The sequence below is a fragment of the Nonomuraea sp. NPDC003201 genome (assembly GCF_053590415.1).
The window spans coordinates 1-14632 of record NZ_JBSFTC010000282.1 but is presented as its reverse complement, the minus strand read 5'-3'; the positions used below and the strand labels follow the sequence as shown (position 1 = coordinate 14632).

Here is a 14632-nt window from a genome sequence, read left to right as displayed (position 1 = left end):
CGACGCGGCCGTCCCGAAGCACCGTCACCTGCCTCATCCCGATCAGGAGGCCTCGAAGCCGGCCTTGGTCAGCACGTCCTTGCCCTGCTGCGACACCACCAGGTCCACGAACTGCTTGGCCAGGTCACCCGCGGGAGCCTTGGCCAGGGTGGCGATCGGATAGTCGTTGATCGCCTTGTCGGCCTCGGGGAAGGCGATGCCCTGGACCTTGCCCGCCGACGCGATCACGTCGGTCTTGTAGACCAGCGCCGCGTCCACCTCGCCCAGCTCGACCTTGGTCAGCGTGGCCTTGACGTCCTGCTCCAGCGTCACCGGCGTGACCTTGAGCCCGGCCGCGTCCAGCGCCTTGATCGCCGCCGCCCCGCATGGCACCTGCTCGGCGCACAAGGCCACCTTCACCTTGCTGTCGGCCAGATCCTTCAGCTCGTCCACCTTGGCCGGATTGTCCTTCGGCACGGCGATCTCGAGCTTGTTGCGCACGAACGTGGTCGGCGAACTCGCCAGCGACGCGTCGGTCACCGTCTTCATCGTGGCCGGGCTCGCCGCGGCGAACACGTCCGCCGGAGCCCCCTGGGTGATCTGCTGGGCCAGCGTCGCGCTGGAGCCGAAGTTGAACTTCACCGTCGTACCCGGGTGCGCGGCCTCGAAGGCCTTGCCGAGCTCGGTGAACGTCCCGGTCAGCGACGCCGCCGCGAACACCGTCACCTCCTTGGCCCCGCCATCGGCGGCCGGGGCCGACGAGGCCCCGGCCGTGGACGTGGCCGGTCCGCCGGAGCCGCAACCGGCCAGGCCCGCCAGCGCGAATGCGACGGGCAGGGCGATCGCCCATCGGGAAAGACGCCTGAACACCACAGGGGGCTCCTCACAAGTAACTGGCCACGCGCTCGTGACCGGGAATCTCCACGACGACGTTGGTGGACTTGATCACGGCGACCGCCACCACCCCCACCTCCAGGCCCAGCTCGTCCGCGGCCTGGCGACGCCGCGGCCTCGCTGATCCGAAACGTCGTCACAAGCTCTCACGATACCGTCCGCACATTCGAGCCTGAATACCCGACTTCCGCCGCACCAGCGGCATGATCTACGGTTCTGCCATGGCATCCACGAGATCGGAAGGCACCCTCGTGAGTATCGGTTCACCCCGCCGCCGGGCCGTCGCGTCCGCGCTCGCCACCGCCCTGCTGGTCACGCTCACACCCGCCGCCCCGGCCACGGCCACGACCGCCGCCGTCCCGTCCTCCGCCGAGCAGGCCGCCGCCGTCCCGTCCTCCGCCGAGCGGACCGCCGCAGGCCCCTCCTCCGTCCGGCAGGCCGCCGCCGGGACGGTCAAGGTGCGCGGCCAGGTCAACCGTCCGCGCTCGTTCACCATGGCGCGGCTGCGCGGCCTGCCGCAGCACACCGTCCGCGTGCGCTACCAGACCTCCCGCGGCGCGGAGAAGCACACCTTCACCGGCCCGCTGCTGTCCGACGTCCTCCAGCTCACCGAGCCGCGCATCGACCCCGACGTCAAGAACGCGCAGCTACGCCTGGTCGTCACCGCCACCGGCTCCGACGGCTACCGCGCCGCCCTCGCCTGGGCCGAGCTCGACCCGGCCTTCTCCGGCAAGAAGGTGCTGCTCGCCGTCACCCAGGACGGCGCGAAACTGGACGAGGAAGGCCCGCGCCTGGTCGTGCCCGGCGACGTCAAGGGCGGCCGCTACGTCAGCGGCGTCGTACGCCTCCACGTCGGCGACACCGACGCCCTCGACCCCGCCTGACCGGCCGCTCGCCCGTCCGGAGGGCGGAACTCCCATGTCACGACGACTGCTGCGGTGGGCCGGTGTGCTGCTGGCCGCCGGCTCCGCCATCGTCATGACCGGGTACCTGCTCACCGTGGACCGGGCCGACCCACGCGTCAGCGCGCTGGGTGCTCTGCTGGGCCTGACAGGACTCGCGCTCGCCGCCCACGCCCGCCCCGATCGACGCGACGACAACTCCTGAACGGCACACCAACGAGGCGGCCCGCCTGTATCAGGTCAAGATCGGACGCCGCGCACTGACGCGAAAGCCGCCGGTCAGGCGCCGCCCGGCTCGGCGGTCCGCTCCCACAGCGACTTCATCTCGGCGAACCCCTGCTCCATGATCCCCACCATGGCCTTCCGGGCGCGATCGCCGTCGCGCCGCTGGATCGCCTGGGCCACGTCGGTGTGCAGCTGCAGCGCCTCCTCGTCCGGGTAGTGAGGCATCAGGTGGTAGTGGTGCCGGCCGGCCAGCACCTCGGCGACGATCAGCTGCAGCTTCGCGAACATCTCGTTGCCGGAGGCGGCCAGCACCCGCCGGTGGAAGTCGATGTCCAGGTCGAGGAAGCGGGCCTCGTCGCCGGCCTTCCCGGCGGCCCACATCCTGGCCGCGAGCCCGACCAGCTCGCTCGCCTCGTCGTGGTCGACCCGCCCGGCGGCCAGCCAGGCGGCGTGCGGCTCGATCGCGGTCCGCAGCTCGGTGATCGAGCGCAGCTGCGCCATCCGCCCCTCCGAGGCGAGCCGCCAGCGGATCACCTGCGGATCGAAGACGCTCCACACCCCGGGAGGCTGGATCATGATCCCGACCCGGCGCCGGGTCTCGATGAGCCCCATGGACGCGAGCACCCGCAGCACCTCGCGGATCACCGAGCGGGAGACCTGGTAGCGGTCGACCAGGTCTTCGATGCTCAGGACCGAGCCGGCGGCCATGTCGCCGCTGCAGATGGCGGTGCCGAGGTGGTCGAGGACCCGTGCGTGCAACCCAGCCTCCGCAAGGGCGGGCCGAGTGGGGGCGGCCCCCGGGGAGGACTGATTCACGGCATAGAACATATCAGTTGAAGGCTGACTCTTGAATAAGTCAGCTTTTTTGTCCTAGCATCCCGGCATTAAGCAGATGTTACGAGCATGTGGCGCTCTTCCGGGGGGCGGCGACCATGACAGGAAGGCGGGATTGACGTGCGACGTCGCGCGATATTGGGTACATCTCTGGCCGTGGTGGCCGCCATGGGGCTGTCCGCCTGTGGCGGTGGCGGTGACGGCGGCGGGTCCAAGACGGTCCGGATCACCCTGGCCAACCACGTGTGGACCGACAACATCAAGAAGGCCCTGCCCGAGTTCGAGAAGCAGACCGGGCTCAAGGCCGAGATCACCCAGCTCGGCGAGGACCAGCTCTCCGACCAGTACAACGTCAAGCTGAACGCCGGCTCGTCCGACATCGACGTGATGATGTACCGCCCCCTGCAGGAGGGCAGGCTCTTCGCCAAGAACAAGTACCTGGCCGACCTGTCGGACCAGGTGAAGGCCAACAAGGACTGGGACTTCAGCGACTTCCAGGCCGGCCCGGTGGAGGCCACCACGTACGAGGGCAAGCCGGTCGGCGTCCCGATCATCACCGAGCAGGAGGTCCTCTACTACCGCAAGGACCTGCTCGACAAGGCCGGCCTGAGCGCCCCGCCGAAGACCCTCGACGAGCTCAAGGCCGCCGCCGCCAAGATCAAGGCGGCCGAGCCGGACATGGCCGGGTTCGTCGCCCGTACCGGCAAGTCGCCGGCGGTCACGCAGTTCTCCAGCTTCCTGTACAGCTTCGGCGGCGACTTCGTCGACGGCAGCGGCAAGGCCGCGGTCGGCAGCGAGGCGGCCAAGCAGGCGTACGCCTACTACGGCGGGCTGATCAAGGACTCCGGCCCGGCGAACGTCAGCACCGACATGGGCTGGCCCGAGGCGATGGCCATCTTCACCCAGGGCAAGGCCGCCTTCTACACCGAGGCCAACTCGCTCTACAAGAACGCCACCGACCCGGCCAAGTCCAAGGTCTCGGACAACGTCGGCTTCGCGCCGTTCCCGGCCGGCCCGGGCGGTTCGAAGCCGTACAACATCCCGTCGTGGGCGCTGGGCGTCAACTCCAGCTCGGAGAACACCGCCAACGCCTGGAAGTTCATCGAGTGGGCCACCGGCAAGGCGCAGACGCTCGCCCAGCAGAAGTCCGGCGTGCCGGGCGCCCGTACCTCCGTGTGGGCCAACCCGGAGAGCACCTCGACCTTCCCGAAGGACCTGGTGGAGGCCATCGCGGCCAGCACCAAGGACGGGGTGGGTCATGACCGGCCGCTGGTCGTGAAGGTCGCCGAGTCCCGCGAGATCGTGGGCCAGCCGATCGTCGACGCGATCACCGGCAAGGACGCCGCGGCGGCCGCCGACACGGCCAACGCCGCGTTCCAGAAGTTCCTGGACGACGAGGCCAAGTAAGCGGCACCCGCCGACCCCTGGAGTCCCCATGGCAACGATCACCACACCGACCACCAAGGCGCCGCGCGGCGCCCCCGCCGCCCCCGGCACGCCCGGCTGGCTGCGCTGGGTGGACGCCCACCGCAAATGGCTCTTCGCCGCGCCCGCGATGGTCTTCGTCGCCGCGCTGCTCGTGTTCCCCCTGGCCTGGACCGGCTACCTCAGCCTGACCGACGCCGAGGGATCCGTCCGCGCGGAGAGCGAGTTCGTGGGCCTGCGGAACTACCTCGACGTCCTGTCGGACACCGAGCGGTTCTGGCCCGCGGTCGGGCGGACCGCCACGTTCACCGTCGTCGCGCTGCTGTTCGAGGTGGTCCTCGGGATGGCGATCGCGCTGCTGCTCTGGCGGCCGTTCAAGGGGCAGCGGTGGGTCCGGGTCGCCATCCTCATGCCGCTCGTGGCCACTCCGGTCGCGGTCGGCATGATGTGGCGGCTCATCTTCGACCCGAACATCGGCATGGCCAACCAGCTCCTCGGCCGGTTCGGCATCGGGCCGCAGCCGTGGCTGGCCGGCCAGCACACGGCCCTGGCCACCACGATCTTCATCGACGTGTGGCAGTGGACGCCGATGGTGGTGCTGATCCTGCTCGCCGGGCTCACCTCGCTGTCGGACGAGCCGCAGGAGGCGGCGCACATCGACGGCGCCAGCGCCTGGCAGCGGTTCCGGCACGTCACCCTGCCGCTGCTGATGCCCACGCTGACGGTGGCGGTCCTGCTGCGCGGCATCGACGCGCTGAAGACCTTCGACGTCCTCTACGCCACGAAGGGCCGCGGCGGCGGTTCGTTCCACGAGGTCGAGACGCTGAACGTGTACGCCTACGGCCTCAGCTTCGACTACAACGAGTACGGCGTCTCCTCCACCGTCCTCATCCTCTTCTTCCTGATCATCATCGGGGCCATGTGGGCCCTGACCGCCCGGCGCAAGGAGGCGCAGCGATGAAGGCCCGGCCCGCGTACCAGGTGTTCCGGGTGGTGGCGCTCACCATCGTGGTGCTCTCCCTGGTCGCGCCGTTGCTCTGGATGGTCTCCGCGTCGTTCAAGACCAACGTCGACATCTACGACCCGGGCAAGGCGCTGGCCTTCTCGCCCACCATGGACAACTACGCCAAGGTGCTCCAGCAGGCGAACTACGTCGAGTTCATCGTCAACAGCCTCTGGGTGGCGTTCGCCGCCACGGTGGCCTCGCTGATCCTCGGCGTGCCGGCCGCGTACTCGATGAGCCGGTTCAACATGAAGAAGTCCGCGCTGGTGGTGCTGATGGCCCGGGTCATCCCCGGCGTCTCGCTGCTGGTGCCCTGGTACTACGTCTTCTCCAACCTGAAGATGGTCGGCGGCTTCGGGGTGCTGATCATCAGCCACATGTTCGTCGCGCTGCCGCTGGTGGTCTACATCATGATGGGCTACTTCGACAGCCTGCCCGAGGAGCTGGAGGAGGCGGCGCTGGTGGACGGGCTGACCCACGTCGGCGCGTTCCGGCGCATCACCCTGCCGCTGGCGGTGCCGGGCATCGCCACCGCCGGGATCCTGTCCTTCATCTTCTCCTGGAACAACTTCATGTTCGCGCTCGTGCTCTCCGACGCCGACACCAAGACCCTGCCCGTGGCGATCTTCGACTTCGTCGGGTACGCCAGCATCGACTGGGGCGGCCTGATGGCCGCGGCCACCGTGGTCACCGTGCCGATCATGGTGATCGCTCTGTTCGTGCAGAAGTACGTGGTCTCCGGCCTCACCGCCGGCGCGACGAAGGGCTGACCGGCATGACGACCATCGCGCGCGTGGAGACCTTCCTCGTCGCCCCCCGCTGGCTCTTCGTCCGGGTGGAGACCGACTCCGGGATCGTCGGCTGGGGCGAGGCCACCTGCGAGGGGCGCTCCGAGACCGTCCGCACCGCCGTCGACCAGCTCGCGGAGCTGCTGATCGGCCGGGACGCGCTGCGCATCGAGGACCACTGGCAGGTGCTGACCAAGGGCTCGTTCTACCGGGGCGGCCCGATCCTGGCCAGTGCCGTGGCGGGCCTCGACCAGGCCCTCTGGGACATCGCCGGCAAGCACTTCGGCGCCCCCGTGCACCAGCTGCTCGGCGGTCCGGTCCGGGACCGGATCCGGGTGTACGGCTGGGTCGGCGGCGACGAGCCCAGCGAGGTCCGCGATCACATCGCCGCCCAGCTCGAGGCCGGGCTCACCGCGGTGAAGATGAACGCCTCCGGTGTGATGAGCCCGGTCGCCTCGGTCGCCGAGCTGGACGGCGTGGTCGCCCGGGTGGCGGCCGCCCGCGAGGTGCTCGGCGACCACCGCGACGTGGCCGTCGACTTCCACGGGCGCTTCACCCTGGCCAACGCCCGCCGGGTGGCGCCGCTGCTGGAGCCGTACCGGCCGCTGTTCCTGGAGGAGCCGGTCGTACCGGAGAACTCGCACCTCATCGGCGAGTTCGTCCGCTCGACGACGACCCCGGTCTCGACCGGGGAGCGGCTCTACAGCCGGCAGGAGTTCCTGCCGGTCTTCCAGGCCGGCATCGCGGTCGCCCAGCCGGACCTCTCGCACGCCGGCGGCATCACCGAGGTCCGCAAGATCGCCACCCTCGCCGAGGTGTACGACGTGCAGCTCGCCCCGCACTGCCCGCTCGGCCCGATCGCCCTCGCGGCCTGCCTCCAGGTCGGCTTCGCCACCCCGAACTACCTGATCCAGGAGCAGAGCATCGGCATCCACTACAACCGTGGCGCCGAGGTGCTCGACTACTGCCTCGACAAGACCCCGCTGACCTTCGTGAACGGGTACGTCGAGCGGCTCACCGCGCCCGGCCTCGGCATCGAGGTCGACGATGAGGCGGTCCGCGCCGCCGACAAAAAGGGACACGCCTGGCGCAGCCCCGTCTGGCGGCACCGGGACGGTTCGTACGCGGAATGGTGACCATGACCCCCGAACGCACCGCCGACGTGAGAAAGGCACCCGCGTGAAGATCATCGCAGCGGACGTCATCGTGACCAGCCCCGACCGCAACTTCGTCACCCTCAGGATCACGACGGACGAGGGGATCACCGGGCTGGGCGACGGCACCCTCAACGGGCGTGAGCTGGCGGTCGCGTCGTACCTGGCCGACCACGTGGTCCCGTTGCTGATCGGGCGGGACCCGCACCGCATCGAGGACACCTGGCAGTTCCTCTACCGCTCCGCCTACTGGCGGCGCGGGCCCGTCACCATGGCCGCCATCGCGGCCGTGGACGTGGCGCTGTGGGACATCAAGGCCAAGGCCGCCGGGATGCCGCTCTACCAGCTGCTCGGCGGCGCCTCCCGGAACGGGATCATGGCGTACGGGCACGCGTCGGGCCGGGACCTGCCGGAGCTGTTCGACTCGATCCGGCGGCACCTGGAGATGGGGTACCGGTCGCTGCGGGTGCAGACGTCCGTACCGGGCATCAACGCCGTGTACGGCGTGGCCGCCCAGCCCAGCGTCGAGGGCAAGCGGTACGACTACGAGCCGGCCCAGCGCACCGCGCTGCCCGCGGAAGAGGACTGGGACACCCGCGCCTACCTGCGCCACCTGCCCGGCGTCTTCGAGGCGGTGCGTAACGAGTTCGGCCCCGAGCTGCCGCTGCTGCACGACGGGCACCACCGGATGACCCCCATCCAGGCCGCCAAGCTCGGCAAGGCCCTCGAGCCGTACGACCTGTTCTGGCTGGAGGACTGCACCCCGGCGGAGAACCAGGAGGCGCTGCGCCTGGTCCGTCAGCACACGACCACCCCGCTGGCCATCGGGGAGATCTTCAACACCGTGTGGGACTACCAGACCCTGATCCGTGAGCAGCTCATCGACTATGTCCGCTCCGCCGTCACCCACACCGGCGGGATCACGGCCATGCGCAAGCTGCTCGACTACGCCGCCCAGTACCAGATCAAGTCCGGCATCCACGGCCCGACGGACATCTCGCCGGTCGGCATGGCCGCCGCCCTGCACCTGGACCTGGCGATCCACAACTTCGGCATCCAGGAGTACATGCAGCACGGCCAGGCGACCAACGAGGTGTTCCGGCAGTCGTTCAGCTTCAGCGACGGCTACCTGCACCCCGGCGAGCTGCCGGGGCTCGGCGTGGATCTCGACGAGGAGGCCGCGGCGCGGTTCCCGTACCAGCCGGCGTACCTGCCGTTCAACCGGCTCAAGGACGGCACCGTCCATGACTGGTGAGCAGCGGCGCACCCGGCACATCGTGGTCATGGGCGTGTCGGGCGCGGGCAAGACGACCGTGGCCCGCAGGATCAGCGAGCTGACCGGGCTGCGGTTCGCCGAGGCGGACGAGTTCCACCCGGAGGCGAACGTGGCGCGGATGCGCGCCGGCATCCCGCTCGACGACGCGGACCGCTGGCCGTGGCTGCGGGACCTGGCCGCCTGGATGGCCGCCCGGCACGCCGAGGGCGTCTCCACGGTGCTGGCGTGCTCGGCGCTCAAGCGCTCCTACCGGGACGTGCTGCGGCAGGGCCCGCCGGAGGTGGAGTTCGTCCTCCTGGACGGGCCCGCGACGCTGATCCGGGACCGGCTGACCCGCCGTACCGACCACTACATGTCGCCCGGCCTGTTCGACTCGCAGCGGGCGATCCTGGAGCACCTCGGCCCGGAGGAGTCCGGGATGGTGCTGGAGGTGGCGCTGTCGCCGGACGAGCTGGCGGCGGCGGTGGCGACCCGGCTCGGCCTGCCGACGGCCACCCGCCCGGCGATCCCCTGATCAGGGAGCAGGTCAGGCCCCTGATCAGGCCCCTGATCAGGGAGCAGGTCATTACTCCTTCGGTTTGAAGTAGTGCGCGACCATGTAAGCAGTGACCTTCTTGCCGATTTTCGCGCCTTCGACGTCGGCCGTTCGGGTATGGATTCCGCCCCAGATGCGGGCTTCGATGACCTCGGCGAGCGCCTGCGAGAAACTGCGGAAATACCTGGTGGTACCCGAGGCGGCGCTGTACCCGCTGAAGGGGATGTCGTTGCGGCCGAAGAAATACGCCAACGCCGACATGCTGGCCGCTGTGAAGCAGGTGTGTCCGGACGTGTAGTCGGGGTGCGGTGGTGTAACGAGCAATGGCGTCCAGTCGGGATCGGCCGCCGTTCCCGGATTTCCGTCGGTGTCGGCCAGGCGGATCGCGGTGACCGGCCGCCAGAAGTTCCACGCTGCCTTCTCGTTGTAGCAGGCGATCGTGGCGTCGGCTTCGGCCAGGTCGACCATCGCGAACATCCGCGCCGTCTGCAACGTGTTCAGTTGCCGCTTCGTCGCCAGCTGGCGCTTGATCTCCCATTCGGCCAGGTGCCGGTCGTGCCACCAGATCGCGGCTTGTGTCTGGTCGGACGTCCTGACCGTACTGGTCGCCGAGCCGATGGTCTTGACCTCGTTGAAGTCCCGGGCGTACCGGTGACTGGTGAGCGATGGCGGGCCGGACGTGCGGAACATGGAGGCGCTGCGGATGAGGAACGGTTTGAGGTCACCGACCCAGGCTCCGTCGGAGGCGAACGTGGGTGGCGCCGGCCGCCATTGGCCGGGCTGGGTGCCCACAGTCCAGGTCTGGTCTCCGAACGCTCCGTCGTTCTGCCGTGCGGCGTTCATCGCAGAGGCCGCCTGAGTGCCCACGGTGATTCCGCGCTGCTTGGCGGTACCGTCGGGGATCACGGCCAGCGCCTCGTCGTACTGCGTCTTCAGCCTCGCCTGCTGTTCCGGGAACAGAGCGTTCAGCACAAGGAAGCCCGCGGTCGCGACGGCCGCGTCCGTCGACTCGGTCCCGTCGGCAGGCGGCGCGATCAGGTACGGCTGGTAGGGAGTGCCGGCGATCGCGTTTACGGCGTCGTAAACGGCTCCGTGCACCATTGCGAAGCTGCGCGCCTGGACCTGTGGTTGCTGGCCGGCAATGTCCCATATCGCCGTCTGGGCATTTCTGTCCCAGGTGATGACGGCATTGGGAGGCGCGTTCGAAGTGGACGCGTTCGCGAACGACGAGCCGAGTCCGATCGGCGACCCGACAGCGATGACTCCGGCGACGGATAAGCTGACGGCCTTGCGCGGGAGGACGCCTGCCCATCCGGCGGAACGTAATTTGACCATGATGGGAAATTACTCCGACCGCCACCGATCGAGCCAGCGCGCGAAATAGGCGGAGCGTTCTGCCCGTACGCGCGTCGAGCACCCGGTGCGACCCGGCTTCCTCGCCGCTGAAGGGCAGCACAGGGCCGGGCCGCACCGCTGGCCGCCGTCGACCGTCCCGCAAACGACCGTTTCACTTTCGCTGTGTTGACGGGTAACGCACTCGTCACCATGGGTCCCGCTCGTGCCGGTTCGGAAGCGCTCTGGACGTATGTCGAAGACGACGGCGGCGGTGAAGCGCGCGCCCGGTTCGTGGCTGTGGCGCGGCGTGGCGATCACCGCGATCGTGGTGCTCGCGGCGGGGCTGGCGCCGAGTTCTTCGTAGCTGCGCGACCGTCCGGGCTTGTTTCATCAGCGGGTTCCACGGCAGCGCGCAGGCGGGTCTCCTCGAGCTGTTGCCGCAGACCTCGACCTGCTCGCACCAGCGTCCGTCCGGCATGCCCTTGCGGGCATCTCGCCAAATCGCCGCGAACAACTCGACCCTGCCACGGCTCGCCATCGGAATCCCCCTTCATGTGGGGTACATCGACGGTCTCACCTCCTCTGTAGTCAGATGAGCCGACTCCTTGCCGACCGGCCGGGTCCGCCACCCAACGTGGCGGACCCGGCCCGGGGCAGATCAGGAACCTTCGACGGTGCAGCCGGCCGCCTCAATGGCCGCGCGGACCTGCCCCTCGTCGACGGGGCCGTCAGTAAGGATGCTCACGCGGCCTTCTGCCGGATCCGCGTCCACTCCCACGACTCCCGGCACCTGAATCAGCTCCAGCTTGACTGCGGCCAGGCAGTGCTCGCACGTCGCCGACGACAGGCCGGTGACGCGGTAGGCGACGAGAGTTGAGCAGCGAACGACCTGACGCTTCACTCTGGTCGGTGCCCGTCCCGCCCAGGCTCGGCGCGAGGCCGGGCAGGGAGCCGGTGAGCCGCTCGGCGAACAGCGCGCCGGCCACGGCTGTGGCGACGGTCGCGCCGATCTCACGGAAGAGGTCGCCGGCGAAGGCTCAGCAGGGCGACCCCTCGCCTCTCAGGTGCGGCGTAGCTCGAACGCCCGCACCGCCCCCTCGGCCGTCGGCCGCAGCGCGAACCGGACTCCGCCGTCGCCGGGGTATTCGTGCCGGTGGTCGAAGCCGCCCTCATAGATCTCCGCCGGGACGCCTTCGGGGAAGGCCTCGCAGTAGGGGACGTACCGGCCGGCCGCCTGCGAATCAACCCGTTGCCGGAGCCTGGCGCACGCGTCGCAGATCGCGGGCCGCCGCCGCGTCACAGCGCCGCCTCGTAGGCCTCGGCCGCCGCCTCGCCGGTGTACATGGAGTCGTACTCGACGAGCCCGCCGTCGGCCCGCCGCACCAGGACCGGTCCCAGCCCGGCGTACGTGGTGCCGGGGTCGCCCGTCTCGACGAACTCCACCGTGGTGATCGTGAAGAACCACCCGTACGGCCGCTCCACCGTCACCGCCTCGTGCACGACCAGCCGCTCCCCCACCGCGCTCAACTCCTCCGCGATGTACGCGCGCACGACCTGCTCGGCCTCCTCCTTGTCGATCATGATGGTGATCCGTCCTTTCTCAGCGGGTCTGGAAGAAGTCGTACTCGCGGTACTTGCCCTCCATGGGGTGCCGGTCGATGTATACCCGCTGGTGCTGGCCGTCCGCGTAGTAGATGTTGCCGTTGACGTTGAGGACGTTGCACACGTGCCCGATGCCGGAGCCGCTGTAGCCGATCACCACGCCGCGTGATCCCGGTCCCTCGTTCTGCAGAATCTTCGCTACCTTCTTGAGGCTGCTGAGCCGCAGGTGCTTCTCGATCGCCCGCCTGCCCATCGTGGTGCGGATGACCGGGACCGGCGCCGCGTTCAGTGGCCCGGCCACGGCCGGCTTGCCGCGCAGGATGTCGTCGATGGCCAGGCTGGTCTCGGGGCAGTTCCTGTTGTGCCCGGTCGGGTTGACCTTGTTGATGATCGCGAGCAGGTCTCCGAACCTGATCTCCCTGGAGCCGAGGTCGTCGATGAACTTCCGCAACTCCCCGTACGCCTTCCGCATGGCCTCCTTGTGCTCCTCGCTGAGCGGCTGGGAGGCTTTGTCGTAGTCCTCCACCCGTTGCGGGCGCAGTCCGGCGAGGGGCACCTTGGTCCGGCGCTCGACATTGACCTTGCCGAAGTCGTCGTGGTCGGAGATCGGCGGCTCGTACCCCTTCGTCCCACTCTGACCGGCGGCACCGGTGCCCTTGAGGTCGTCCGGCTCCAGGTCGAAGTCATAGAGCAGGATCTCGCTGATGAAGCCGATGCCGGTGCTGGTGTCCTCCCTCTCGCGGAAGGCCATCCAGTTGTCCATCTCCGCCGCGCCCTTGAACTTGTACCAAGGCGTCCGGCCGGCGTCGGCCAGGCCGTGACGGCGGACGAACGCCTGGGCGTTGTCGATGGCGTCCTGGAACGCGTCCGCGTCCTGGTTGCGGTCGGCGGCCGTGTACTGGTGGGCGAGATGGTCGGCCTCCCGCATGACGTCTTTCCAGTGGCGCCGGTCGGCCTGGGAGTCGTACAGGTTCTCGGCCTGGTAGGCGGCCTCCTGCGGCTGGCCGCTCCGGCCGCTCTGGCCGCTCTGGCCCGGGGGCCGAGGCGTCTGTGCCATTGACTGCTGCTCGCCGCTCGGGCCGGCCAGGCCGTTCTGGCGGGCGGCCCAGAGGATGCCGTCGCGTACGTACGGGGAACGCGCCTGGAACGTGTCCAGCAGCCACTGGGTCCCGTCGCGGCCCCAGGTGTTCGCCATGCGCTGGAGGATCTTGCCTGCCTGGCGTTCGGCGTCCTCGTCCCGATAGCGGGATTCGCTCATCCGCCCGTCCATGGCCCGCAGCGCCCACAGGTCCGGATCCGCTTCCGGGTCGTCGGAGGGACCGCGCCTGCGGGCATAGACCTCTTCGCGGGAGCGCGTTGTCAGCGGGGTGTCCTGTGTCCGGTGCGCCTGCGTGGTGTGCAGCCGATCGATCAGCTCACCGACCGCCCTGGCCAGGGGACGGGGGGTCGCCGAGGTCCTGTACTCGGTGAACGCCTCCGCGATCAGGTCGCGGGGGGTGGTGGCGCCGTACGTGGACAGGCGGGGCTCGACGGCGGTCACGGTCCCTTGGTCGTGCACGCCTGTGACGTCGTACGGGCGGCCCAGCGCGGCCGAGACGGTGGCGTTCAGGGCGGTGCGCGCATCGGGGTCGCTGATGATGCGGTCGGCGATGTGCTCGCCCACCTCGTGGTAGAGCACGCCGCGCACCGACCCACCGCCCGGCACCGTCCACCCGGTCGCCTCCTCCACCCGCCCGGCCTCCACCTGATCGGCCATGGCGACAGGGTTCAGGTGGATGCCCCGCTCACCACCGTCCATGACCGCGTAGGCCACCAGGTCCGGCTGGGTGACAAAGTTCCCGTGCGGGTCCGTGGTGCTGACAGTGCCGAGGGCGCGCGTCAGGTCCGGGTAGTCACGGGCCAGCTCACGTAACGCCTGATCGATGTCACTCGCCACCTCCGGCCCGATCCCCTCAAGCCTCGGTACGGACGGGGTGCCCGCCCCACTGAGCGCCAGAGCCAACGCCTCTTTGGACGGCACCAACCCCCCGCCCTCGACCTCCACCCCAGGCCCTGTCACGTTCGGGGCGCCAGAAGCCGTCGGCACTGTCGGCACAGAGGCGGCAGCGGCCGGGGCGGTCGGCCCGGCCCCCGCCGTGGCCGGGGTAGTGGGCCCACCCGTCCCGGCGACCGGGGTGCCGGCAGCCGCGCCGATCGGGCTGGTCTGTGCCGATGAGCCACCTGGCGCACCGCCGGCCGCCGGCTGGCCGCTCGATCCCGCCCCTTGCGGTGCCGCACCAGCCTGCGCCGTCCCGCCAGAGGCGCTGCCCGGTGCTGTACCCGCTTGCCCCGTTTCGCCGGACGCAATGCCCGGTGCCGACCCTTGCGGTGCCGTACCCGCCTGCCCCGTCCCGCCGAGCGCGGTGCCCGATGGCGCACCCTGCGACGCCGCGCCGGCCTGCGCGGTCCCGCTGGAGGCGGTGCTCTGTGCTGATCCTGGTGGTGTCGCGCCTGTCTGGGTGGTGCCGCTGGAGGTGGTGCTTGGTGGTGCTCCGGTAGGTGCGCTTCCGGTCTGGGCCGACGCGGTGGGGGCCGACGCGGTGGGGGCCGACGCGGTGGGGGCCGACGCGGTGGGGGCCGACGCGGTGGGGAGATGGGAAGATCTTCTTGTAGGGAAAGAGTTAATTGTAGGGGGTGTACA

General features: G+C 69.8%; 16 protein-coding genes and 1 pseudogene. 9 read left to right on the top strand and 8 right to left on the bottom strand.

Translation table 11 applies throughout. The features are described from left to right. Positions 1–42: 42 nt before the first annotated feature. On the bottom strand, positions 43–849 hold the full coding sequence (gene modA / locus ACWDX9_RS49555) for a molybdate ABC transporter substrate-binding protein (protein ID WP_449968137.1): 807 nt from the start codon (positions 847–849) through the stop codon (positions 43–45). Positions 850–862: 13 nt separating this feature from the next. Beyond that, positions 863–979 (bottom strand): annotated as a pseudogene (locus tag ACWDX9_RS49550) (MerR family transcriptional regulator); the annotation flags it as partial. A gap of 145 nt (positions 980–1124) precedes the next feature. On the opposite strand from ACWDX9_RS49550, the gene ACWDX9_RS49545 reads away from it, so the two are divergent. Then, positions 1125–1757, top strand: a complete 633-nt coding sequence (locus ACWDX9_RS49545) for a molybdopterin-dependent oxidoreductase (RefSeq protein ID WP_449968135.1) — start codon at positions 1125–1127, stop codon at positions 1755–1757. Positions 1758–1791: 34 nt separating this feature from the next. After that, positions 1792–1980, top strand: a complete 189-nt coding sequence (locus ACWDX9_RS49540) for a hypothetical protein (protein WP_449968132.1) — start codon at positions 1792–1794, stop codon at positions 1978–1980. Between the two features lie 74 nt (positions 1981–2054). Here ACWDX9_RS49540 and ACWDX9_RS49535 read toward each other — a convergent pair whose 3' ends face one another. Further along, positions 2055–2759, bottom strand: a complete 705-nt coding sequence (locus ACWDX9_RS49535; protein WP_449968129.1) for a FadR/GntR family transcriptional regulator — start codon at positions 2757–2759, stop codon at positions 2055–2057. Between the two features lie 195 nt (positions 2760–2954). Here ACWDX9_RS49535 and ACWDX9_RS49530 point away from each other — a divergent pair, with 195 nt between their 5' ends. Genes ACWDX9_RS49530 through ACWDX9_RS49505 form a run of 6 tightly spaced genes read left to right on the top strand, consistent with a single transcriptional unit; the run spans position 2955 to position 8994 of the window. Then, positions 2955–4241: an ABC transporter substrate-binding protein gene (locus tag ACWDX9_RS49530; RefSeq protein ID WP_449968126.1), complete on the top strand. Its 1287-nt coding sequence runs from the start codon at positions 2955–2957 to the stop codon at positions 4239–4241. 28 nt (positions 4242–4269) lie between these two features. Then, entirely contained in the window at positions 4270–5220 is a 951-nt protein-coding gene (locus tag ACWDX9_RS49525) for a carbohydrate ABC transporter permease (protein WP_449968123.1), read from the top strand. Next, positions 5217–6032, top strand: coding sequence for a carbohydrate ABC transporter permease (locus tag ACWDX9_RS49520; protein WP_350735505.1), 816 nt, complete (start codon positions 5217–5219; stop codon positions 6030–6032). The genes ACWDX9_RS49525 and ACWDX9_RS49520 overlap by 4 nt, the downstream gene beginning before the upstream one ends. Before the next feature lie 5 nt (positions 6033–6037). Continuing rightward, entirely contained in the window at positions 6038–7186 is a 1149-nt protein-coding gene (dgoD, locus tag ACWDX9_RS49515) for a galactonate dehydratase (RefSeq protein ID WP_449968120.1), read from the top strand. A 43-nt stretch (positions 7187–7229) separates the two neighbouring features. Continuing rightward, a complete protein-coding gene (gene manD, locus ACWDX9_RS49510; RefSeq protein WP_449968117.1) occupies positions 7230–8459 on the top strand; it encodes a D-mannonate dehydratase ManD in 1230 nt (409 codons plus the stop codon). Next, the gene (locus ACWDX9_RS49505) at positions 8449–8994 is read left to right on the top strand and encodes a gluconokinase (RefSeq protein WP_449968115.1); all 546 of its coding nucleotides are present in this window, start codon (positions 8449–8451) and stop codon (positions 8992–8994) included. Before manD ends, ACWDX9_RS49505 begins: the two co-directional genes overlap by 11 nt. A 51-nt stretch (positions 8995–9045) precedes the next feature. On the opposite strand, the gene ACWDX9_RS49500 is transcribed toward ACWDX9_RS49505, so the two are convergent. The 5 genes from ACWDX9_RS49500 to ACWDX9_RS49480 all read right to left on the bottom strand — a co-directional run bounded on the left by ACWDX9_RS49500 (position 9046) and on the right by ACWDX9_RS49480 (position 13888). After that, a complete protein-coding gene (locus tag ACWDX9_RS49500; protein WP_449968113.1) occupies positions 9046–10350 on the bottom strand; it encodes a vanadium-dependent haloperoxidase in 1305 nt (434 codons plus the stop codon). 658 nt (positions 10351–11008) lie between these two features. Continuing rightward, entirely contained in the window at positions 11009–11251 is a 243-nt protein-coding gene (locus tag ACWDX9_RS49495; protein ID WP_449968110.1) for a heavy-metal-associated domain-containing protein, read from the bottom strand. Positions 11252–11410: 159 nt separating this feature from the next. After that, positions 11411–11650 carry a hypothetical protein gene (locus ACWDX9_RS49490; RefSeq protein WP_449968108.1) on the bottom strand — a complete coding sequence of 80 codons (240 nt, stop codon included), beginning with the start codon at positions 11648–11650 and terminating at the stop codon, positions 11411–11413. After that, positions 11647–11931 carry a YrhB domain-containing protein gene (locus ACWDX9_RS49485; protein WP_449968105.1) on the bottom strand — a complete coding sequence of 95 codons (285 nt, stop codon included), beginning with the start codon at positions 11929–11931 and terminating at the stop codon, positions 11647–11649. Before ACWDX9_RS49485 ends, ACWDX9_RS49490 begins: the two co-directional genes overlap by 4 nt. A gap of 19 nt (positions 11932–11950) precedes the next feature. Next, positions 11951–13888, bottom strand: coding sequence for a toxin glutamine deamidase domain-containing protein (locus tag ACWDX9_RS49480; RefSeq protein WP_449968102.1), 1938 nt, complete (start codon positions 13886–13888; stop codon positions 11951–11953). A 562-nt stretch (positions 13889–14450) separates the two neighbouring features. Between ACWDX9_RS49480 and ACWDX9_RS49475 the strand changes: the two genes are divergently transcribed. Next, positions 14451–14632 (top strand): hypothetical protein (locus ACWDX9_RS49475; RefSeq protein ID WP_449968099.1); only part of this gene is annotated, 182 nt, incomplete at its 3' end.